The sequence below is a fragment of the Pseudomonas sp. FeN3W genome (genome assembly GCA_030263805.2).
GTDB lineage: Bacteria > Pseudomonadota > Gammaproteobacteria > Pseudomonadales > Pseudomonadaceae > Stutzerimonas > Stutzerimonas stutzeri_G.
On sequence record CP136010.1, the window covers coordinates 4,633,994 to 4,654,358 of the forward strand.

23 protein-coding genes are annotated in these 20,365 nt (G+C 64.8%); 13 read left to right on the forward strand and 10 right to left on the reverse strand.

Translation table 11 applies throughout. The features are described from left to right. Positions 1-77 precede the first annotated feature (77 nt). The 3 genes from dsbD to dsbG are packed head-to-tail and all read left to right on the forward strand — an operon-like array spanning position 78 to position 3,393. Entirely contained in the window at positions 78-1,814 is a 1,737-nt protein-coding gene (dsbD, locus tag P5704_021865; GenBank protein WOF78613.1) for a protein-disulfide reductase DsbD, read from the forward strand. Beyond that, positions 1,814-2,629: a TlpA disulfide reductase family protein gene (locus tag P5704_021870; GenBank protein WOF78614.1), complete on the forward strand. Its 816-nt coding sequence runs from the start codon at positions 1,814-1,816 to the stop codon at positions 2,627-2,629. Before dsbD ends, P5704_021870 begins: the two co-directional genes overlap by 1 nt. Then, entirely contained in the window at positions 2,626-3,393 is a 768-nt protein-coding gene (gene dsbG, locus P5704_021875) for a thiol:disulfide interchange protein DsbG (GenBank protein WOF78615.1), read from the forward strand. Before P5704_021870 ends, dsbG begins: the two co-directional genes overlap by 4 nt. A 112-nt stretch (positions 3,394-3,505) precedes the next feature. Here dsbG and P5704_021880 read toward each other — a convergent pair whose 3' ends face one another. The 4 genes from P5704_021880 to ytfE all read right to left on the reverse strand — a co-directional run bounded on the left by P5704_021880 (position 3,506) and on the right by ytfE (position 5,815). Further along, positions 3,506-3,697, reverse strand: coding sequence for a DnrP protein (locus P5704_021880; GenBank protein WOF78616.1), 192 nt, complete (start codon positions 3,695-3,697; stop codon positions 3,506-3,508). Between the two features lie 68 nt (positions 3,698-3,765). Then, complete coding sequence (locus P5704_021885; protein WOF78617.1) at positions 3,766-4,449, reverse strand: Crp/Fnr family transcriptional regulator; 684 nt, start codon at positions 4,447-4,449, stop codon at positions 3,766-3,768. A 134-nt stretch (positions 4,450-4,583) separates the two neighbouring features. Beyond that, the gene (locus P5704_021890; GenBank protein WOF78618.1) at positions 4,584-5,099 is read right to left on the reverse strand and encodes a DnrO protein; all 516 of its coding nucleotides are present in this window, start codon (positions 5,097-5,099) and stop codon (positions 4,584-4,586) included. Next, positions 5,096-5,815, reverse strand: a complete 720-nt coding sequence (ytfE, locus tag P5704_021895; GenBank protein WOF78619.1) for an iron-sulfur cluster repair protein YtfE — start codon at positions 5,813-5,815, stop codon at positions 5,096-5,098. The genes P5704_021890 and ytfE overlap by 4 nt, the downstream gene beginning before the upstream one ends. A 145-nt stretch (positions 5,816-5,960) precedes the next feature. On the opposite strand from ytfE, the gene norR reads away from it, so the two are divergent. From norR to P5704_021920, 5 genes are all read left to right on the forward strand, one after another. After that, a complete protein-coding gene (norR, locus tag P5704_021900; GenBank protein ID WOF81307.1) occupies positions 5,961-7,487 on the forward strand; it encodes a nitric oxide reductase transcriptional regulator NorR in 1,527 nt (508 codons plus the stop codon). 72 nt (positions 7,488-7,559) lie between these two features. Next, the gene (locus tag P5704_021905; GenBank protein WOF78620.1) at positions 7,560-7,769 is read left to right on the forward strand and encodes a hypothetical protein; all 210 of its coding nucleotides are present in this window, start codon (positions 7,560-7,562) and stop codon (positions 7,767-7,769) included. 202 nt (positions 7,770-7,971) lie between these two features. Next, positions 7,972-8,967: a peptidase U32 family protein gene (locus P5704_021910; GenBank protein WOF78621.1), complete on the forward strand. Its 996-nt coding sequence runs from the start codon at positions 7,972-7,974 to the stop codon at positions 8,965-8,967. A gap of 14 nt (positions 8,968-8,981) precedes the next feature. Beyond that, on the forward strand, positions 8,982-9,872 hold the full coding sequence (locus tag P5704_021915) for a U32 family peptidase (GenBank protein WOF78622.1): 891 nt from the start codon (positions 8,982-8,984) through the stop codon (positions 9,870-9,872). Beyond that, complete coding sequence (locus P5704_021920) at positions 9,866-10,360, forward strand: SCP2 sterol-binding domain-containing protein (protein ID WOF78623.1); 495 nt, start codon at positions 9,866-9,868, stop codon at positions 10,358-10,360. The genes P5704_021915 and P5704_021920 overlap by 7 nt, the downstream gene beginning before the upstream one ends. A 232-nt stretch (positions 10,361-10,592) precedes the next feature. Here the strand turns inward: P5704_021920 and P5704_021925 are convergent, their stop codons facing one another. Continuing rightward, a complete protein-coding gene (locus P5704_021925) occupies positions 10,593-10,979 on the reverse strand; it encodes a putative zinc-binding protein (protein WOF78624.1) in 387 nt (128 codons plus the stop codon). Between the two features lie 99 nt (positions 10,980-11,078). Continuing rightward, on the reverse strand, positions 11,079-11,756 hold the full coding sequence (locus P5704_021930; GenBank protein ID WOF78625.1) for a Crp/Fnr family transcriptional regulator: 678 nt from the start codon (positions 11,754-11,756) through the stop codon (positions 11,079-11,081). A 230-nt stretch (positions 11,757-11,986) separates the two neighbouring features. Between P5704_021930 and P5704_021935 the strand changes: the two genes are divergently transcribed. From P5704_021935 to P5704_021945, 3 genes are all read left to right on the forward strand, one after another. After that, positions 11,987-14,005 (forward strand): ribonucleoside triphosphate reductase, encoded by a 2,019-nt coding sequence (locus tag P5704_021935; GenBank protein ID WOF78626.1) that lies wholly within the window; start codon positions 11,987-11,989, stop codon positions 14,003-14,005. A gap of 74 nt (positions 14,006-14,079) precedes the next feature. Further along, a complete protein-coding gene (gene nrdD / locus P5704_021940; GenBank protein WOF78627.1) occupies positions 14,080-14,235 on the forward strand; it encodes an anaerobic ribonucleoside-triphosphate reductase in 156 nt (51 codons plus the stop codon). Further along, complete coding sequence (locus P5704_021945; GenBank protein ID WOF78628.1) at positions 14,232-14,927, forward strand: anaerobic ribonucleoside-triphosphate reductase activating protein; 696 nt, start codon at positions 14,232-14,234, stop codon at positions 14,925-14,927. The genes nrdD and P5704_021945 overlap by 4 nt, the downstream gene beginning before the upstream one ends. 49 nt (positions 14,928-14,976) lie before the next feature. On the opposite strand, the gene P5704_021950 is transcribed toward P5704_021945, so the two are convergent. Genes P5704_021950 through P5704_021965 form a run of 4 tightly spaced genes read right to left on the reverse strand, consistent with a single transcriptional unit; the run spans position 14,977 to position 18,101 of the window. Next, positions 14,977-16,353 (reverse strand): 4Fe-4S binding protein, encoded by a 1,377-nt coding sequence (locus P5704_021950; GenBank protein ID WOF78629.1) that lies wholly within the window; start codon positions 16,351-16,353, stop codon positions 14,977-14,979. Next, entirely contained in the window at positions 16,350-17,207 is an 858-nt protein-coding gene (locus tag P5704_021955) for an FTR1 family protein (protein ID WOF78630.1), read from the reverse strand. The genes P5704_021950 and P5704_021955 overlap by 4 nt, the downstream gene beginning before the upstream one ends. Before the next feature lie 22 nt (positions 17,208-17,229). Then, complete coding sequence (locus tag P5704_021960; protein ID WOF78631.1) at positions 17,230-17,568, reverse strand: cupredoxin domain-containing protein; 339 nt, start codon at positions 17,566-17,568, stop codon at positions 17,230-17,232. Further along, complete coding sequence (locus P5704_021965; protein WOF78632.1) at positions 17,568-18,101, reverse strand: iron transporter; 534 nt, start codon at positions 18,099-18,101, stop codon at positions 17,568-17,570. The genes P5704_021960 and P5704_021965 overlap by 1 nt, the downstream gene beginning before the upstream one ends. 272 nt (positions 18,102-18,373) lie before the next feature. Here P5704_021965 and mdtD point away from each other — a divergent pair, with 272 nt between their 5' ends. Next, a complete protein-coding gene (mdtD, locus tag P5704_021970) occupies positions 18,374-19,801 on the forward strand; it encodes a multidrug transporter subunit MdtD (protein ID WOF78633.1) in 1,428 nt (475 codons plus the stop codon). 232 nt (positions 19,802-20,033) lie between these two features. Then, positions 20,034-20,294 carry a hypothetical protein gene (locus P5704_021975; protein WOF78634.1) on the forward strand — a complete coding sequence of 87 codons (261 nt, stop codon included), beginning with the start codon at positions 20,034-20,036 and terminating at the stop codon, positions 20,292-20,294. Positions 20,295-20,365 lie beyond the last annotated feature (71 nt).

The following is a 20,365-nucleotide window of genomic DNA, read 5'->3' on the forward strand; positions in this document are numbered from 1 at the left end:
CCCGTGCCATGGCGTTAATGGCGCGTTAATCCCGCCCCGGCATGCTGCGCGGCAGTCATTTCTCGGCCAGGACTCTCATGCGCACATTGGTTCTTCTGCTGTTTCTGCTGGCGCCCGGATTGGCGCTGCCGGCCGGCGGGCTGTTTGGCGGCGGCTCGCAGGGTGATTTTCTGCCGGTGGACGAGGCGTTCGTGCTGACGGTCAGCCCGCAGGAGAACGGCGCGACGCGGCTGCACTGGCGGATCGCACCGGGCTATTACCTCTATCAGCAGCGTCTGCAGTTCGACGGCCTGCCGCCGGAGCGCCAGCCGCCGCTGCCCGAGGGCGAGCCCTACAGCGACGAGTTTTTCGGCGATTCGCAGATCTACCGAGACAGTCTCGAACTGCTGATCCCGCCAGGCGCGGAGAACAGTGTGCGCCTCGGCTGGCAGGGCTGCGCCGATGCCGGGCTCTGCTATCCACCGCAGACCCGTGAGGTGTCGCTGAGCGGTAACGGCACGGCGTCGGCAGCGTCCGGGTTGGCCGAAGATCAGGCACTGGTCAGCGGCCTAGAGAGTCAGGCTCTGGCCTGGAGCCTGCTGGTGTTCTTCGGTCTCGGTCTGTTGCTGGCCTTCACCCCTTGTTCGCTGCCGATGCTGCCGATCCTGGCAGGCATCGTGGTCGGCAGCGGTGCCACCTCGCGCCGTGGTTTCGCCCTGGCGGCGACCTACGTAATCAGCATGGCGCTGGTCTACGCCGGGCTCGGTGTGCTGGCGGCGCTGCTCGGCGCCAACTTGCAGGCGGCGCTGCAGCAGCCCTGGTTGCTGACCAGCTTCGCCGTGCTGTTCGTGCTGCTGGCGCTGCCAATGTTCGGTTTGTTCGAGCTGCAATTGCCGATGGCGCTGCGCGATCGTCTGCAGCGTTTCGGTGATCGCCAGCGCGGGGGCAGCCTCGCCGGGGCTGGCGCGCTGGGCGTGCTCTCCGGCCTGCTGGTCGGCCCCTGCATGACCGCGCCACTGGCCGCCGCGCTGCTGTTCATCGCACAGAGCGGCAGTGCGCTGCAGGGTGGCTTGGTGCTGTTCGCGCTGGGCCTGGGCATCGGCACGCCGTTGCTGTTGCTGGTGACGGTCGGCCAGCGCTTTCTGCCCAAGCCGGGCGCCTGGATGGATCGGGTCAAGGTGGTGTTCGGCTTTCTCTTCCTCGCGGCAGCGCTGTTCGTTGCGCGTCCGTTGCTGGCCGACTGGCTGTGGCTGGGCCTGTGGGGGGCGCTGTTGGTGGTGCTCGCCACCGCCTTGCTGCATGTGGCGCAGGCAGTGCAACGTCAGCGCGTGCTCTGTCACGCCAGCGGCTTTCTGCTGGGCCTGTGGGGCGCAGCGATGCTGCTCGGTGCCGCCGGCGGCGCGGACGATCCACGCCGGCCGCTGGCGATCTATGCCGGCGGCGTGGCGAGCGCCATCTCCGCCGACGCTCACGCGCTCGGTTTCAGCGACCCGGCTGTACTCGATCGTGAACTGGCAGCGGCAAAGGCGCAGGGCCAGTGGGTGCTGATCGATTACTACGCCGACTGGTGCGTCTCCTGTAAGGTCATGGAGAAGGAGGTCTTCGGCAATGCCGAGGTGCAGGCGAGCCTGGACGGCGTGCGCGTGCTGCGCCCCGACGTGACCCGCAGCGACGCCGCCAGCCGCGAATTGCTGGACCGTTACCAGGTGCTCGGCCCGCCGACGCTGCTGTGGATCGGCCCGGATGGCGTCGAGCGCCGCGAACGCCGTATCACCGGCGAGGTCGGTGCCGGGGACTTTCTGCAGAACTGGAACCAGACCCGGGAGCGAGGTTAATGCTGACTGTGAATATCGGGCCGCTGGCCCTGGCGGTGCCCCATGTATTGCTGCTGGGCAGCCTGCTGCTGGCGACCCTGACCGGCTGGTGGGTCGGCCGTCGCAGCGAGCGCAACCCGGAGCGGCAGCTGTTTCGCCTGCTGCTGGTGGCGCTGCTCGTGGCTCGCCTGGCCTTTGTCGCGCTGTACTGGGCGTACTACCGAGACGACTGGCTGAGCGTCATTGATATCCGCGACGGTGGCTTCATCGCCTGGCCGGGGCTGGTCGCCGCGCTGGCATTGGGCATCTGGTGGGGCTGGCGCGACCGCGAACTGCGCAAGCCGCTGGGTATCGCGCTGACGGTGGGAATCCTCAGCTGGGGCTTCAGTAATCTGGCCTGGCACTCCTTCGAGCAGGGCACGCGGCTGCCGGAAATGGCCCTGCGCGACAACCAGGGGCGTCCGGTGGCGCTGGAGGATTATTCCGGTCAGCCACTGGTGATCAATCTCTGGGCGACCTGGTGTCCGCCGTGTCGGCGCGAGATGCCGGTGCTGGCTGACGCCCAAGCCCGGGAAAGCGACACCCTGTTTCTGTTCGTCAATCAGGGCGAGGGGGAAGGGGAGATCAATCGCTTTCTGGAAGCTGCGGGGCTGAGTCTGGATAACGTCCTGCTCGACAGTGGCGGGCGTCTCGGGCAGCACGTGGGCTCCACGGCGCTGCCGACCACGCTGTTCTACAACGCCTATGGCCGCCAGGTCAGCAGCCATCTCGGCGAACTCTCGCACGCCAGCCTGGCGCGCGCGCTGGAAAAACTGAAAGAGGAAGCAGCGCAGTGATTCGATTCAAGCCGTTACCCTACCTGCTGGCCGGCGTCAGCCTGCTGGCCCTGCCCATGGCGCAGGCCGAGGAATTGCCGGAGGCGATCAAGGCCGTCGAGGCGCGTGGCGCCGAGGTCGTCGGCAGCTTCGCGGCACCCGGCGGGCTCAAGGGCTATGCAGCGCGTTACAACGGACAGGGCATGGCGCTGTATCTCACCCCGGATGGCGAGCACGTGCTGATCGGTAGCCTGCTCGATGCAAAAGGCGACGACCTGACCCGCGCGCACCTGGAGAAGCTGGTCTACGAACCGCTGGGCAAGGAGATGTGGACGCGCATGGAGAACAGCACCTGGATCGCCGACGGCAAGGCCGACGCACCGCGCATCATCTACATGTTCAGCGACCCTAACTGTCCGTACTGCAACATGTTCTGGAAGCAGGCCCGGCCCTGGGTCGAGTCCGGCAAGGTGCAGTTGCGGCACATCATGGTCGGCATGCTGCGCGCCGACAGTGCCGGCAAGTCCGCCGCGTTGCTCAGCGCCAAGGATCCGCAGGCAGCGCTCAATGAGCACGAGGCGGCCGGCAAGGCGAGCAAGCTGAAGCCGTTGCAGAAGATCCCGGCAGCTCTGGAGAAACAGCTCACCGACAACCTGATGCTGATGAGCGAACTGGGCGCCCAGGCGACTCCGGCGATCTTCTATCTCGACGACAACGACCGCCTGCAGCAGCACCAGGGTGCACCGCAGCCGGATGCGCTGGCGCAGATCATGGGGCCACGCTGAAGGATTGCTGCGGGTGGTCGCTGAGCTGTTTCGCGGCACATCCGCTTCAGCACGGGGCGGCGTTTCACTGCGAAGCGACTATCCGCTGTAGACATCATTGGGTGGGGCGCCATCAGAACAGATGGCGCGGCAGCCAGACGATCATCACCGCGCAGAAGACGCTGAGACCAATGCAGAACCACAGGAAGCGCCGCTGCCGGCGCTCCGGGGCGCTGTCGGCGTGTTCCGGCAGCGGCATGCCGCAGTTGCCGCATTCGGCTTGCTTCGGCGGGTTGTCCTGCTGGCAGTACAGGCATCTGGGCATGGCGGCGCTCCTCTCGGTCGGTAAAGCCTGACACGGCGGAAAATCCGCGGGCTTTGACGACGATCAACTCACTCGAACTGCTCGAGCCGCTGGCGATCGAGGATAGCGATCTGCCGGCCTTCCTGGGTGATGATGCTCTCGTCGATCAGTCGCCGAATGATCCGCGAAAACGTCTCCGGCTGGATCGACAGGTGCCCGGCCACCAGCTGCTTGGCCATCGGTAGCTCGAAGCTGTTGCTGCCGTCCTTCACTCGCGCCAGTTGCGTCAGCAGATAGCGCACCACGCGGTGGGTGGCGTTCTTCAGCGACAGCGTTTCGATCTCGTTGATGCGCTGGTGCAGGCGCACGCAGAGCTTGCCGAGCAGGGCGAAGGTGAGGCGCTGGTTGGCTTCCAGCAGGCGCATGTAGGCCGCGTTGGAGAACCGGTAGACCTGCGACGGGCAGACCGCCTGGGCCGAGGCCACGTAGTTGGGCGTGTCCATTAGCATCATGGCTTCGGCAAAGGTCTGGCGGTTGCCGATGACCTCGAAGACCTTCTCCTGGCCGTCGGGCGTCAGGCGGTAGACCTTAACCGCACCGGAGATGACGAAGTAGAAGTTGTGTGCCGGCTCGCCCTGGTGGAACAGGTTGTCACCCTTGTCGAGGTTGAGCAGTTGGCTGGCATTGAGCAGTTCTTCCATCTGCTCTTCATTCAGCGGTTCGAACAGGTGGTGGCTGCGGAGAATCTGGTGGTGTACGCGGTGAAGCACCATGCAAGGCGTCCTGTTTCAATTGAACAACAACAAACGTCGGCCTTCAGCCTAGCGCATGTGATGGGCGATGACGCAGGTTAGAAGTTGATGACGGTCATGATCTGGCCATACGCGGCTCGGTACCGCGTCGGCGATCAGTGCAGATGAGCGACGAATCCGTCACGCCATACCGGCTCGGCAAACAGCTGCGGATAACGTTCCAGTGCCTCGAAAATGCGCTGCAGGCCCTGTTCACGCTGCTCGGCATCGGACAGCGCCTCGGCGCCCTTAAGCAGGTCGATCAACAGGCCATGCAGCGCATTGTCAGCGGCTTCCGGCAACTTGCAGTTGGCGATGAGATAGCTGGTCGCCGCTTCGATGTCGCGTTGCAGCGCGGCCGCCGACTCGTCACTGACCGGCTGGCCGGGGGCACTTGGCATGCTGCGTTGCACGGCTTCGTGGATACGGGTCATGCCTTCGCGCAGAGCGGCGTCGGTGGCCCAGCGCTCGCCTGGCGTAGCTTGGGCGGCGACGGGCGTTGGGTGGCTGTGATCGTGTGCAGTGGCCGCCTGCGCTGTGCTGACGGCCATGCTCAGGGCGAAGCTGCTGGCCAGAGCGACGACCGAGGCCATTGCCACGCCCCAGGCGATAGGTTGCAGATACTGTTTCATGACTGAGCCACCTCGATACGTTGTACGCCTTCGTCGCTCGCTGTCGGCGCGGTCATTTCCGCGTTACGGAACAGCACGTTGTTCTCCAGGTGGATGTGCTGCATCAGATCGCTGCGCATTTCCTCCAGGCCGCGATACAGCGCGCGCCAGGTGTTGCAGGCATTGGCCGGCGGAGTGATGTCATCGGTCAGCGCTGCCAATTGCTCCAGAGCGTTGCCGTGCTCCTGATGCTCGTAGCGCATTACCGAGATCGGCCCCTGCGCCTGCGGGAAGCGCATGCCGCGCTGCAGCATCGGGAAGAGAATCTGTTCCTCCTTCAGCATGTGGCTTTCCAGCTCCTGCTGCATATGCCACAGGTGTTCGGCGAGACCGTTGGGGCATTCGGGGCGGCTGCCATGGACCTGCTCGACCCGGCTGGCCAGGCGAATCAGCTCCGGGAACTGGTCGCGATGCCGCTCATGGAAACGCGCCAGGATGTATTCGATCAGCTGGCCAGCGGGCTCGGCGCGCCAGTCCTTCTCGGATTCTTCCGGCTCGAGGGCGAGCAGGGCGCCGGCGATGATGTGCGGATCGACATCGATTCGCGCCGCGGCCTCGCTCAGCGGCAGGTCGCCACCGCAGCAGAAGTCCAGGCGGAACTGGCGGAATACCCGGGTGGCACCCGGCACCGAACATGCGAGATTGCCGAGGGTCTGGTCGATTAGGTCGGTGGTCATGGCAGTGGTCCTGATGGATATGACCAGTCCATCGCAACAGCCGTGCCAGGCACCGACACCGCGGAAACTGGCGACTGCGACACGCTGCTGGTGGAAATTACCCGAAGCGGTTATGGTTCGAAAAACCATGAGGGTATTCAGCACCATGATGGCTGACGCACTGCTTGCCGACCTGACCACCGAACTGCCCAACGCGGTGCGCCTGCAACGTCTGGTGCACACCCTGCACCAGCACTTTCGCTGCGGTGCCGTCGTGCTGTTGCGTCTTGACGAGGACAGCCTGCGCCCGCTGGCGGCGGTAGGGCTGGTGCAGGAGGCGCTGGGCCGGCGCTTCGTCGTGGCGCAGCATCCGCGTCTGGCGGCGATCCTCTCCCAACGCGAGCCGACCTGGTTCGAGCCCGACAGCCGCCTGCCGGACCCCTATGACGGTTTGCTCGACGAGCACATCGGCGAGCCGTTGCCGGTGCATGACTGCATGGGCGTCAGCCTCTACGTCGAAGGCAAGCTGTGGGGTGCGCTGACGCTGGATGCGCTGCATGCCGGCACCTTTGGCGATGACGCCCGCTGCGACCTGCAGCGCTACACCCTGGTGATCGAGGCCGCGGTGCGGGTTACCCGGCTGGAGCATGAGAATCGCGGTCTGCGCCTGGCGCGTAGCGACGTGATGGAGGCCGCACTCGATCATGGCGATGGCGAAATTCTCGGTCAGAGCGATGTGATCCGCGAACTGCTGCGTGAACTGCAGGTGGTGGCCGATTCCGAATTGCCAGTGCTGCTGCTGGGCGAGACCGGTGTCGGCAAGGAGCTGTTCGCGCGCTGGCTGCATCGGCATTCGCGGCGGCGCAACAAGCCGCTGGTGCACGTCAACTGCGCGGCACTGCCGGAATCCCTAGCCGAGAGCGAACTGTTCGGCCACGTCAAAGGCGCGTTCTCCGGTGCCACCACTGATCGGCCCGGTCGTTTCGACGCCGCCAATGGCGGCACGCTGCTGCTCGACGAGGTTGGCGAGCTGCCGCTGACGGTGCAGGCCAAGCTGCTGCGCACCTTGCAGAACGGCGAGATCCAGCGCCTCGGTGCGGACAAGCCGCGCCAGGTCGATGTGCGCATCATCGCCGCGACCAACCGCAACCTGCGCGAGAGCGTGCGTGACGGACATTTTCGCGCCGATCTCTATCACCGGCTGTCGGTCTATCCGGCGCCGATTCCACCCTTGCGCGAGCGTGGCAACGACGTGCTGATCCTCGCCGGGCACTTCCTCGAACTCAATCGCGCACGGCTGGGGCTGCGCAGCATGCGCCTGTCGCCGGCCGCCGAGCGCGCTCTGCTGGCCTATTCCTGGCCGGGCAACGTGCGCGAGCTGGAGCATGTGGTCAGCCGCGCGGCGCTGCGCCTGCTCAGCCGTGGCGCGTCGCGCAGCGAGATCCTGACGCTGGAGCCCGATCTGCTGGACCTGGACAGCCATGCCGTCGGTGTGGTCGCGGCGCAGGTGGCCGATGAGCCGGTAGTCGCCGACGAGGTGCTGCCGCTACGCCACACCGTCGATGCTGCCCAGCGCCAGGCCATCGTCCGGGCGCTGGAGGCCAGCGGCGAGAACTGGGCGCAGGCCGCCCGCCTGCTGGATGTCGACCCGAGCAACCTGCACAAACTGGCGCGACGGCTGAAGCTCAAGTAGCGCCCGTCGGCCGGCGAGAGTCGCAGACGACCTACCATGGTCTAACCTCATATCACAACCGAGGAGAGCTCCATGGCACTGGACCAGAACGAATTCGAAGCACTTTTGAGCGAGGCGCAGGCCTTCGCCGAACGCGCCGCCAGCGAAAACAATCCGCTGCACTATCGCGACGCCTTCGCTGCGAGCCTGAAGGCCATACGCCTGCTTGGTGAGGAGTCCGGCGCGTGGCGGCAGATGGTCGCCCGTGCCACCGAGGAATTCGAGGGCGACGAGGGCATTTGAGGCAATTGCGCGCCAGCCACGGCACAGCTGGCGCGCACCTTCCGCTGCATTTCGTCGCAGTCGCGACGTCCGAGCAAACTTGACCCCTATCAATGCTGGCCAATGGTCAGCTGCCTAGACTGCCGGCTGTTTTCCGTTCAGCCGAACGACCGCCACGCCATCGGTGCGTGGCGCGCATGTACCCGAATGTCTAGGAGTTATCATGCACCTGGTCTGCCCGGCAGGAAGCCTGCCCGCGCTCAAGGCCGCCGTCCAGCAGGGCGCCGATGCCATTTATGTCGGATTTCGCGACGACACCAACGCCCGCCATTTCGCCGGCCTCAATCTCGATGAAAAGCAGCTCGACAAGGGTCTGCAGCTGATCCGCGAGAAGGGCCGGCAGCTGTATATCGCCGTCAACACCTATGCCCAGCCGGACGGCTGGAATCGCTGGCAGCGCGCCGTGGATCAGGCCGCCGACATGGGCGTGGATGCGCTGATCGCGGCCGACCCCGGCGTGCTCGGCTATGCCAGCAAGCGCCATCCCAAACTCAATCTGCATCTGTCGGTGCAGGGGTCGGCTACCAATGCCGCCGCGCTGGGCTTCTATCAGCAGCGCTACGGCATCAGCCGCGCGGTGCTGCCGCGGGTGCTTTCGCTCAAGCAGGTCAAGCAGGTCGCGGCGAGCAGTCCGGTGCCGATCGAAGTGTTCGCCTTTGGCAGCCTGTGCATCATGGCCGAGGGTCGTTGCCATCTGTCTTCGTACCTTACCGGCGAATCACCCAATCTCTGTGGCGTCTGCTCGCCGGCCAAGGCGGTGCGCTGGAGCGAGGAGCCGGAAGGGCTGACCTCGCGCCTCAACAATGTGCTGATCGACCGCTACGCCGAAGGCGAATCGGCTGGTTACCCGACGCTGTGCAAAGGTCGCTTCATGGTCAATGGCCAGCGCTTCCACGCGCTGGAAGAACCCACCAGCCTGAACACCCTGGATCTGATCCCCGAGCTGTCCGCCATCGGCGTCACCGCGATGAAGATCGAGGGCCGCCAGCGCAGCCCGGCTTATGTCGAGCAGGTCACTCGGGTCTGGCGCGCGGCGCTGGACAGCTATCTCAAGGCGCCGCAGCGCTACGCGGTCGAACCCGGCTGGCGGCAGGTGCTGGACGGTCTCTCCGAAGGCTCGCAAACCACCCTGGGTGCCTATCACCGGGCCTGGCAATGAACGAGGAGTCACCCATGAAACTTTCTCTGGGCCCGGTGCTGTTCTACTGGGATCGACAGCAGACGCTGGACTTCTACGCCAACATGGCCAGCCAGCCGCTGGACGTGATCTACCTCGGTGAGACGGTTTGCTCCAAGCGCCGCGCGCTGATGCTCGACGACTGGCTTGGTCTGGCCCGCGATCTGGCTGAAGCCTCCTCGGCGCAACTGGTCTTGTCCGGCCTGACCCTGGTCGAAGCCGCTTCCGAGCTATCAAGCCTGCGTCGCCTGTGCGACAACGGCGAGCTGCTGGTGGAAGCCAACGACATGGGCGCGGTGCAGCTGATGTCCGAGCGCAAGTTGCCCTTCGTTGGCGGCCCGGCGCTGAATCTCTACAACGGCCACGCCCTGGCCGAGCTGGTGGCCAGCGGCATGACCCGCTGGGTGCCGCCGGTGGAAGCCTCCGGCAAGCTGATCAAGAGTGCCCGCGCGCAACTGCAGGAGCTGGGCGTGGCGCTGCCGGAAATCGAGATATTCGCCTACGGTCATCTGCCGCTGGCCTATTCGGCGCGCTGCTTCACCGCCCGTGCCGAGAACCGGCCGAAGGACGACTGCCAGTTCTGCTGCCAGAACTATCCCGAGGGCATTCCGCTGCTGAGCCAGGAGGGTGAGGCGCTGTTCACCATCAACGGTATCCAGACCATGTCCGCAGCGGTCAGCAACCTGCTCGCCGACTACGCGGGCCTGGTCGACAGCGGTGCCGACCTGCTGCGCCTGAGCCCGCGCGCTGCCGGTATGGACGAGGTGATCGCTGCCTTCGATGCAGTGCGCAAGGGCGCGCTGCCGCCGCTGGCAGTGGACGGTTGCAATGGGTATTGGCATGGCCAGCCGGGCATGCTGCGCGCCGAGGAGGCCGGATTATGCTGAATCCACGTGCCCATCTGGTGAGTCTCGGCGGGCGGCTGTTGCCGCTTGCGGCCAAGACGCCATTCCTGCTCCAGCGCCTGGCGCTGGAGCGCAGCCTCAATCAGGTATTCGCCGAAGCACTGAGCGATGGCGCCTTCGACGTGCTTGACGGCCACTGGATGAAGCTCGAAGTCGCCGACCTCGGCCTTGCCTGGTGCCTGACCTGCGAGCGCGAGCAGCTGCGCATTGCGGCGCAGGCACCGGTGGAGGTGACCATTCGCGGCAACTGGCGCGAGTTCCTGCTGTTGGCCAGCCGTCAGGAAGACCCGGATACGCTGTTCTTCCGCCGCCGGCTGGTTATCGAGGGTGATACCGAGCTGGGCCTGGCGATCAAGAATCTGATCGACAGTCTCGACCCCGACACGCTGCCGAGCTGGCTGTGGAAACTGCTGCAGGGTGCCGGCGAGGAGGTAGCGGCGGCCGGTCGGGCACAGGCGGCCAGAGCCTGACCGATTGTTCCGCCCGCAGCCGTCGCAAACTGCCTGTGCCCGCAAGGCTCAGGCTGGCGGACCGCCCCGACGATTCGCTGTAGCAGCGAGTCTGCTTTGGATAGCGTCCGGAGGCGGACCGAGGTATCGGCCCGAACCCCGGCGCGGCGCAGCAGTGCGGGGGGCGGCAGGGCGCGCTACCCGCTGGAACGACCTGTTCCGCGATTCCAGCGACACGCTCAGTCCGTGGGTTTCAGGCCGTGCGCAGCTGCATCCGGTCACTGGCGATAATGTCTTTCATGTCATCGAACAGCGCGCTGATCTCCTCCTCGCTGCAGTCTTCCCGATAGCGCTTGCGCAAGCCGTAGCTGCTGAGGGTGATGTGCACGTCGGGTGTCACGCCGTGCTGCGCGAGGCAGGCTCGGGCGCAATGCATCGGGCAGCCGTCGATGGCGAGAATGGGGCGGCCGGAGTTGGCTTTCTTCACCAGCGCTGCAACGCGCCCGCCGACGCCGGCGATGCAGGACATTTCCGCCAGCCCGGCGCGATCGAGGCGCACCGCCAGGGTGTTGGCCAGCTGCGCGACATTCGAACAACCGGAGCATGAATAGACCAGGGGCGCAGGCGTTGTGGTGATCATCGCGTTTTCCTGACGGTGGCGTGACGCGGGTCATTTTCCAAGGCGCGCCGTCGACTGGCTTTGACAGCAATCAAGATCACTGGGGCGTTCTGCCGCAGGTCACTCGTCATAGGCGGCGAGCTTGCGGTTGTCGAGAATCTCGATGCGTCGCCGCTGGACCGATATGGTCCCGGCGTCGATCAGCCGATGCAGGATGCGCGAGAAGGTTTCCGGCTGAATGCCCAGTTTCGACGCGATCAAGCGTTTCGGCACATCAAGCACCACCACGCCGCTGTCGTCCTGCTGCGATTGCGCGAGAAAGCGCACCACTCGATGGCTGGCGTTGGCCAGGGTGAGGGTGTCGATCTCGGTCATACGCTGGTGCAGCCGAATGCTCAGGGTGGCGAGGATGTCCAGGCAGATATCCGGGTGCTGCTCGAGAATGCGCCGGTAATGCGGTCCGTTCAGGCTCGCCACCAGGCTGGCCTTTAGCGCGGTGGCGCTGACCGGATAGCTCGGCGTGCCCTTGAACAACAGCGCTTCGGCGAACGATTCACCGGCACGCATCACTTCCACCAGCTTCTCTTGCCCGTCGCAGACTACGCGGTGCAGCTTGATCTGGCCGCTGAAGAGGAAATAGAAGCGATCGGCTTTGTCGCCCTGATGAAACAGCGAGGCCCCCGCAGGCAGGCGCTTCAGGTTGGCAGAGGTGCACACCTCCTGTAACGCCGCCTCGGGCAGTCGGCTGAACAGATGGTGGCGGCGCAATTCCGCGACCAGGGTTTTTTCAGTGAGCATGTGTCCTCCCCCGGACTGAACCGGGTTTATCAGCCTGCATCCTAGGAGCCCGGTGTCCGCCGCTTCCTTGATCACGGACAAGAGTGTCGGTCATGAGCCGTCGGCGCCGTCCGGCGATCACTTGCCTGTGCTTGACGATGATCAATTCGGTAATGAGGTTCCACCTCTAAAGTCACACCATATTGTGTTTTCGGCGAATAAATTAACTACATATGGTTATGGAGGCGTTGATGCCCAGGCAGGCAGAGGTGGCGAAACCGGTTTCACTGCGCAAGCGCGATGGCCGACTGGCGGCGTTCGAAGTGGACAAGATCGAGCGCGCCATCGCGGCGGCAGGCGCGGCGACCGGCGAGTTCGAGTTGGCAATGGCACAGGCATTGGCCGAGGTCGTTCGTCAGCAACTGGCCCATCGCACGGCGGTGGAGGTGGAGCAGGTGCAGGACGGCGTCGAGCGTGCCCTGATGGCAGCCGGCTACTTCGATACCGCCAGGGCCTACATCGTCTACCGCGAACGCCATGCGCGTCTGCGCCGAGATCGCAAGGTGGTGGTCGACGTCGCCGCCTCGATGAACGAATACCTCTCCCGCGAAGACTGGCGGGTGCGCGCCAACGCCAACCAGGGCTACTCACTCGGCGGGCTGATCCTCAACGTGTCTGGCAAGGTCACCGCCAACTACTGGCTGGACGAGGTCTACAGCCCGGAGATCGGCACGGCGCATCGCGAAGGCGATCTGCATATCCATGACCTGGACATGCTCGCCGGCTATTGCGCTGGCTGGTCACTGCGGACCCTGCTCAATGAGGGCTTCAACGGGATTCCGGGGCGGGTTGAGGCCGGCCCGCCCAAGCATCTGTCCAGCGCGCTGGGGCAGATGGTCAATTTTCTCGGCACGCTGCAGAACGAGTGGGCCGGCGCGCAGGCGTTCAGCAGCTTCGATACCTACCTCGCACCGTTCGTGCGCAAGGACAACCTTGGCTTCGCCGAAATCCGCCAGGCCATTCAGGAGTTCATCTACAACCTCAATGTGCCGTCGCGCTGGGGCACGCAGACCCCGTTCACCAACCTGACCTTCGACTGGGTCTGCCCTGAAGACCTGCGCGAACAGATCCCCTACATCGGCGGCGAGGAGATGCCCTTCGCCTACGGCGAGCTGCAGGCCGAGATGGAGCTGATCAACCGTGCCTATATAGAAGTGATGCAGGCCGGTGACGGCCTCGGCCGGGTTTTCACCTTCCCGATCCCGACCTACAACATTACCCACGACTTCCCCTGGGACAGCGAGAACGCCGAGCGCCTGTTCGAGATGACCGCGCGCTACGGGCTGCCGTACTTCCAGAACTTCCTCAATTCGGACATGCAGCCGAACCAGGTGCGTTCGATGTGCTGCCGCCTGCAGCTGGACGTGCGCGAGCTGCTCAAGCGTGGCGGCGGGCTGTTCGGCTCTGCCGAGCAGACCGGTTCGCTGGGCGTGGTGACGGTGAACTGTGCACGCCTGGGCTATCTCTACCGCGGCGACAAGGTGGCGCTGCTCGAGCAGCTGGATACGCTGCTGGACATGGCGCGGCAGAGTCTGGAGGTCAAGCGCAAGGTCATCCAGCACCATATGGATGCCGGGCTCTACCCCTACACCAAGCGTTATCTGGGCACACTGCGCAATCACTTCTCCACCATCGGGGTGAACGGGCTGCACGAGATGGTGCGCAATTTCACCGACGACACCGAGGGTCTGCAGACCGCTGCCGGTCGCGCGCTGGCGATCGAGGTGCTCGACCACGTGCGGGCGCGGCTGGTGCAGTTCCAGGAAGACACCGGGCACCTCTACAACCTCGAGGCGACGCCGGCCGAAGGCACCACCTATCGTTTCGCCAAGGAAGACCGCAAGCGCTTCCCCGACATCCTCCAGGCGGGTTCGGCCGAGGCGCCGTACTACACCAACTCCTCGCAACTGCCGGTCGGCTTCACCGACGACCCCTTCGAGGCCCTGGAGCTGCAGGACGAGCTGCAGTGCAAGTACACCGGCGGCACCGTGTTGCACCTGTACATGGCCGAGCAGATTTCCTCGGCCGAGGCCTGCAAGAAGCTGGTACGCAATGCGCTGTCGCGTTACCGCCTGCCTTACCTGACGGTAACGCCCACCTTCTCGATCTGCCCGGTGCACGGTTATCTCGCTGGCGAGCACGAGTTCTGCCCGAAGTGCGATGAGGCGCTGCTGCACAAGCAGCAAGCCGAAGCGGCCCTGGCGGTCTGATCTGCGATCCCGTGTCACGCCGCTCCAAGAGGTGCGGCGCCGCATAATCAACCCTAAGCAAAAGGAGCGTCACCATGAACCCAGCCAGCCAACTGCCCCAGGACCAGCGCCAACGTTGCGAAGTCTGGACCCGCGTGATGGGCTATCACCGCCCGGTTACCGCATTCAATCCGGGCAAGCAGTCCGAGCATCGCGAGCGCCTGCATTTCACTGAAGCAGCGGCGCGGTGACCGCAGCACTTCGCGTCGGGGGGCTGGTCCCCCTGACCACACTGGATTTCCCCGACCATCTGGCCTGCGTGCTGTTCTGCCAGGGCTGCGGCTGGCGCTGCCGCTACTGCCACAATCCGCAGCTGATCCCGGCCTGTGGCAACGAGGAGAAGCCCTGGTCGGAGATTCTCGCCTTTCTCGAACAGCGCGTCGGCCTGCTCGAGGCGGTGGTGTTCAGCGGTGGCGAGCCGACCCTGCAGACCGCGCTGCCCGAGGCCATCGCCCAGGTGCGGGCGCTGGGCTACAAGGTCGGCCTGCACAGCGCCGGCATCAAACCGAAGTTGTTCGCCAACATCCTGCCGCTGGTGGATTGGGTCGGTTTCGACATCAAGGCGCTACCCGAGCACAGCAGCGCGATCACCGGCGTGGATGGCAGCGGCAAGGCCAACTGGAAGAGTCTCGAACACCTGCTGGAAAGCGGCGTCGAGCATGAGTGCCGGACCACCGTGCACTGGCAACTGTTCGACGCCGACATGCTGTGGGACATGGCTCAGCGCCTGCGCCGGCTGGGTGTCGAACGCTTCGCCGTGCAGTGCGTGCGCACCGCGCGCATGCTCGACGACAGCCTCGCCGAGAGCCGCGCACCCTACGATCAGCAGCGCCTGTGGGAGCGCCTGGATCGACTGTTCCCATCCTTCGTGCTGCGTGGATAGGCCGCTGCGGGGTGCCGCAACGGGCACCCCACTCAAGGCCTGATCGACCTCAGCTCCAGCCCCAGAACTGCAGCCACCAGCCATAGCCCACCAGCGCGCAACCGGCATTGACGCAGGCGAACGCCAGCAGCCGGCGCATGCCGTTGCCGCCGTGACGGCTGATCACGTTCCACGCCAGGTACAGACTCCACGCCACGGCACCGATCAGCAGCGCGGCGCGAGCCGGTTGCGCCCAGGCCAGTAGCAAGCCCTCGTAGCGCAGTAGCTTGACCGTGGTGGCGGACAGGCCGAGAAACAGCCCGGCGCCACCCAGCGGCACCAGTGCCAATGCGAGGTGCTGGAACACATTGTCGCCACGGCGCATTACCCGCACGGCGGCGCGCAGCAGTAGCCACAACGCGCCGCCGACGAGCAACGAGGCACCGAAGATGTAGGTGAGGATCACGGCGCCATCGAGCCAGGTGAAGGCATCGTTGGCCTGCGGATAGTGGGTCAGCAGCCACCAAGGCGCGTTGGCTTCCAGCGGCCAGATGATGTCGCTATCCACCAGCCATTCCGCGGCGGCCTGCTTGAGGGTGATGAACCAGGGACTGACCGTCCACTGGAAGGCGCCCATGGCCAGGCCGATCATGCCGAACAGCAACAGGGTGCTGTCCCAGTGATCGCTTTGCTGCTGACCGCCGACGATGAGGATTTCAGAATTGGGCGAACGGGCGCTCAGCTGCACTGCACCGCGCTGGCTGCTGCAGCGGCCACAGGCATGGCAATCGGCATTGCCCTGCATGCGACGGATGTCAATCAGCGGGGCGCAGTTGGGTGTCGGCAGGTGCGGTTCGCGATTTTCCAGCCAGCGCTGTTCGTCGACCTTGTAGTGCACCGGCGCCAAGCGGGCGAGCAGGGCGAACACGCCGCTGACCGGGCACAGATGGCGGCACCAGACCCGCTTGCCGCGGCCGTAGAGAAAGCCCACCAGCATCGCCGCGACGGTGGAGCCGCCGAGGATCAGCAGTGCCGCCTGGGCATAGTCATAGACGCTGATCAGCTGGCCGTAGACGGTGGTGAGGATGAAGGCGATGGTCGGCCAGCCGCTCCAGCGCACCCAGCGCGGCGTGCGTTTGTTCAGCCCGCGCCAGCTGATCCACTCGCTGAGCGAGCCTTCGGGGCAGAGCACTCCGCACCACAGGCGGCCGAAGAAGATCATCGACAGCAGCACGAAGGGCCACCACAAGCCCCAGAAGATGAACTGCGCCAGTACCGTCAGGTTGTCGAGCATGCCGGCCTGGGCCGGCGGCAGATCAAGAAAGGCGGGGATCACCAGTAGCGTCAGGTAGAACCCCACCACCAGCCACTGCAGCGCGCGAATGGCTTTCGCATGCTGGCGCAGCAGGTCACCGAGTCGCGCCAGCCACGGCGCCTGGGTGATCATGCTGGCCTCGCAGCGAGCTGCACCTGTACCCGCGGTTTGAGCCATGCCCACGCGGCGAGCCAGTAAAGGCCCAGAACTACCGCGGCGGCCAGCGAAGGCATGGCGCGATAGCCGGTGAGGCCGGCCAGGGTGCCGCCGAGCGTGCCGCCATCATCCAGCAGGGCCGAGGTATCCCAGAGCGGATCGCCGAACACCGTGTACAGCACTTCCGGTACGTCCATACCCATCAGCTGGCCGCTGAAGCGATCCAGCGCGGCCATCAGCAATGCGCCGCCGAGCAGCAGCAACATCACTTCGCTGACCTGGAAGAAACGCCGCCAGCTGAAGTAGCGGCTGCCGGCCTGCAGGGCTGCATAACTGAGTAGGGCGAGGACGAAACCGAGTACACCGCCGATGACGAAGCGGGTGAGGTCCATACCCGCCTGCTGGTTACCGATGCCGTAGAGGAACACCACCGTCTCGCTGCCTTCACGACCGACGGCGAGCATGGCCAGCAGCAGCAGGCCGATGCCGCTGCCCTGGCTGAGCTTTTCCGCAGCGCTGTTCTGCAGGCTGGTCTTCAACGTGCGGCCATGCTGATGCATCCAGCCGACCATGTGCAGGATCAGCAGGCTGGCTACCAGCAGCATCGCGCACTGGAACCATTCGCCACCGCTGCCCGCCAGCCAGTCGCCGGCCTGCAATACGCCCCAGCCCAGCGCAGCGGCCAGACCGAGACCGGCAGCGACACCGGCCCAGAGCATGCGCAGCGCATTGGCCGCGCCTGGTTGCTGGCGCAGCCAGGCATGCAGGATGCCGATGACCAGCAGGGCCTCGACGCTTTCGCGCCAGACGATGAACATGGATTGGCCCATGGGACTCTCCTCAGAAAAGCAACTACTTGGCGACGATCTCGCCTTCGGGAAGATCCATATGGAATTCGTCGAAGAATGGATAGCGGCCCGGCTTCAGCGGGTGGATCACGACGAAGGAGGTCACCCCGGGTGACAGCACCTTCTCGACGCGTAGCGGGGTGCTCTCGAACTCGGTCGGCCCGCTGCCGGCGTTGTGCACGATGATCTTGAAGCGCTGACGGGCAGGGACTTCGATGGTCGCTGGCTCGAAGTGGCCGTCACGTATGGTCAGCTCGTACGTCGGCAGCGCGGCCTGCGCCGGGCTCGCGAGCCCGACCAGTAGCGGCAGCACGCCGAGCAGCGATTGCCCGGCGCGACGCATCAGTAGCCCCCTTTCTTGCCGATGCCGGCGTAGGTGAACTCGTACGTCAGCTCGCAGCCTTCGAACCAGGGGGCGACGCCGGTTTCCTTGTCGGTGTGGCGACCGAACATGGCGTGCCCCGAGCCTGGCGGCAGGATCTTGTAGGTCAACTGGTACTTGCCTGGGCCGCGCAGCTTGACGTTGTCACCGTAGTGCGGGCCGTCGTTTGCCACCATCGGATGGAAATCGCCTTCGACGACTTCGTCGGAACCCTTCTTGCGCAGCGTGTAGTGGATGCTCAGGTAGGGCACGAAGCTGCCTTCCTGCCAGCCGTTGCGGTTGTCTTCGGTAGCGCTGATATCGGCCTCGAGATGCACGTCGGACTCGGCCGCGGCACGCATCATGCCCGGTGGGTCCATTTCGACCGGCTGCAGATACACCGCGCCGACCTCCATGCCGCCGCACTGCTGCGGTTCGCCGATGGGGTATTCCTTCGCCTGGGCGAGCGGGGTGAGCAGCAGGGTGGTGATGGCCAGTGTGGCGGGGATGCGCATTGGGAATTCTCCGGAAACAGAAAAAGACGGAGCGAAGATTGCACTTGCGCTTCCGAATGATAATGATTCGCGTCAATTTCCCAAGAAATATTTTGTTACCGGTCTCTGAATGCAAAGCTGTATGCCGCTGCAGACGGCTGTTTGCGGGCGCTGCAGGCTAACTGCGACAGGTCGTCACAGTGGCTCTTGGTGTGGGTGTGCGGAGTGCAGCGACCCGAACCGGCGCCGAACGAATCCTCTAAGATGGTGCACCTTTCGTATCCGGGGACTTCATGCAACCGCCCGTCTCACTCGACGCCCGTACCGCGCGGATTCTTCCGTGGCTGGTGGCCATCGCCTTCTTCATGCAGACGCTGGACGGCACCATTCTCAATACCGCGCTGCCGGCCATGGCGCGTGATCTGGCGGAAAACCCCCTGCGCATGCAGGGCGTGGTGATCGCCTACATGCTCACGGTGGCGCTGCTGATTCCGGCATCCGGCTGGATTGCTGACCGCTTCGGTAGCCGGCGCATCTTCGTGACTGCCATCGTGCTGTTTTCCGTGGGCTCGCTGTTGTGCGCGTTGTCGACCAGCTTCAACCAGCTGGTGGCTTCCCGCGTGCTGCAGGCGCTGGGTGGAGCGCTGATGCTGCCGGTGGGGCGGCTGGTGGTGCTGCGGGCATTTCCGCGCAGCGACTTCGTGCGGATCATGGCCTTTATCGCGCTGCCAGGACTGGTCGGCCCGTTGCTCGGGCCAACCCTGGGTGGCTGGCTGGTGGAGTACGCCTCCTGGCACTGGATCTTCCTGATCAATCTGCCGGTGGGCGTGATTGGCTGCATCGCCGCGCTGCGCTTCATGCCCGATCTCAAAGGGCCCGAGCGGGTGCGCTTCGATACGCTCGGCTTCCTGCTGTTCGGCGCAGCGATGGTGCTGGTCACCATTGCGCTGGAGGGGCTCGGCCAGATGCACATGTCGCATGCCCGCGTGATGCTGCTGCTGTTCGGCGGCGCAGCGTGCATGGCGGCCTACTGGCTGCGCGCCGGGCGCATCGATGCGCCGCTGTTCAGCCCCAAGCTGTTCCATACGCGCAGCTTTGCGGTGGGCATCTTCGGCAACCTGTTTGCCCGGCTGGGTGGTGGCGCGCTGCCGTTCCTGTTGCCATTGCTGCTGCAGGTGGCGCTTGGCTATTCGCCGGCGAAGGCCGGGATGAGCATGATTCCGCTGGCCTTGGGTGCGATGGCGGTCAAATCCCTGGCCAAGCCGATCATCGATCGTCTCGGTTATCGCCGTCTGCTGATCGGCAACACACTGCTGCTCGGCTGCCTGATCGCCAGCCTGGCGACCATCGATGGACAAACGCCGACCTGGCTGCTGCTGGTGCATCTGGGCCTGATCGGCATGGTCAACTCGATGCAGTTCACCGCGATGAACACCGTCACCCTGGTCGGCCTTAGCCATGCCGACGCCAGTAGCGGCAATAGCCTGCTGTCGGTGGTGGTGCAGCTATCAATGAGCCTTGGCGTCGCCACCGCCGGTGCGCTGCTGGGAGGCTTCACCGTGGACGACGCGCAGGGCAGCGAGGTGCTGCGGGCATTTCAGCTGACGTTTCTCTGCGTCGGCGGTATGGCGATGCTCGCTGCCGCATTGTTCCTGCAGCTGGAACATCGCGACCCTGGCCATGACGACGATGTGCGGCGACCGGTGGACGTCGGCGAATAATCCTCTGTCGACCTGTAAGGAATCACGACAGGTGGTCGCAGTGGCTCTGCGTCATGCTGGCACATCGCCGGGCGGCCTGCGTGGTCCATAGCCGTCCTCCACTAGCAGATGGCGGCAATGACCTGCTGCAAATGTTTACCTGTGCAAGTAAACATTATCGACCTGTAATTATAAGCTACATATCGTTGAGTCTCTGGAAGCGGCACTGCGCCGCAATCAAAGGAGCGAAACGATGAGTGCAATGAGCCTCGCCTGGCTGCTGATCGGCACCTCGCTGTGCGGCGTGATGGTGCTACTGGTATTGCTCTGGCTGCTATGGATGGGCCGGCAGAGCCAATGCCGAGAACTGGAAGTGCTGCGCGAACTGCTGGATGGTCTTGGTCAGGTGATCGTGCGCCTGGAGCAGGACAAGGCTGAGTTGACTTCCGGGCTGCGGGCGGAAAAGGCGCAAGCCGCCCAGCTACGTCGTCAGCTAGAACTGCTACGTCGTTGAGCGTGGTGTGATTTTGTTGTTTAAACAAACATATTTCTTCGAAATCGTCCCGCTCGTCGTTATGATGCCGC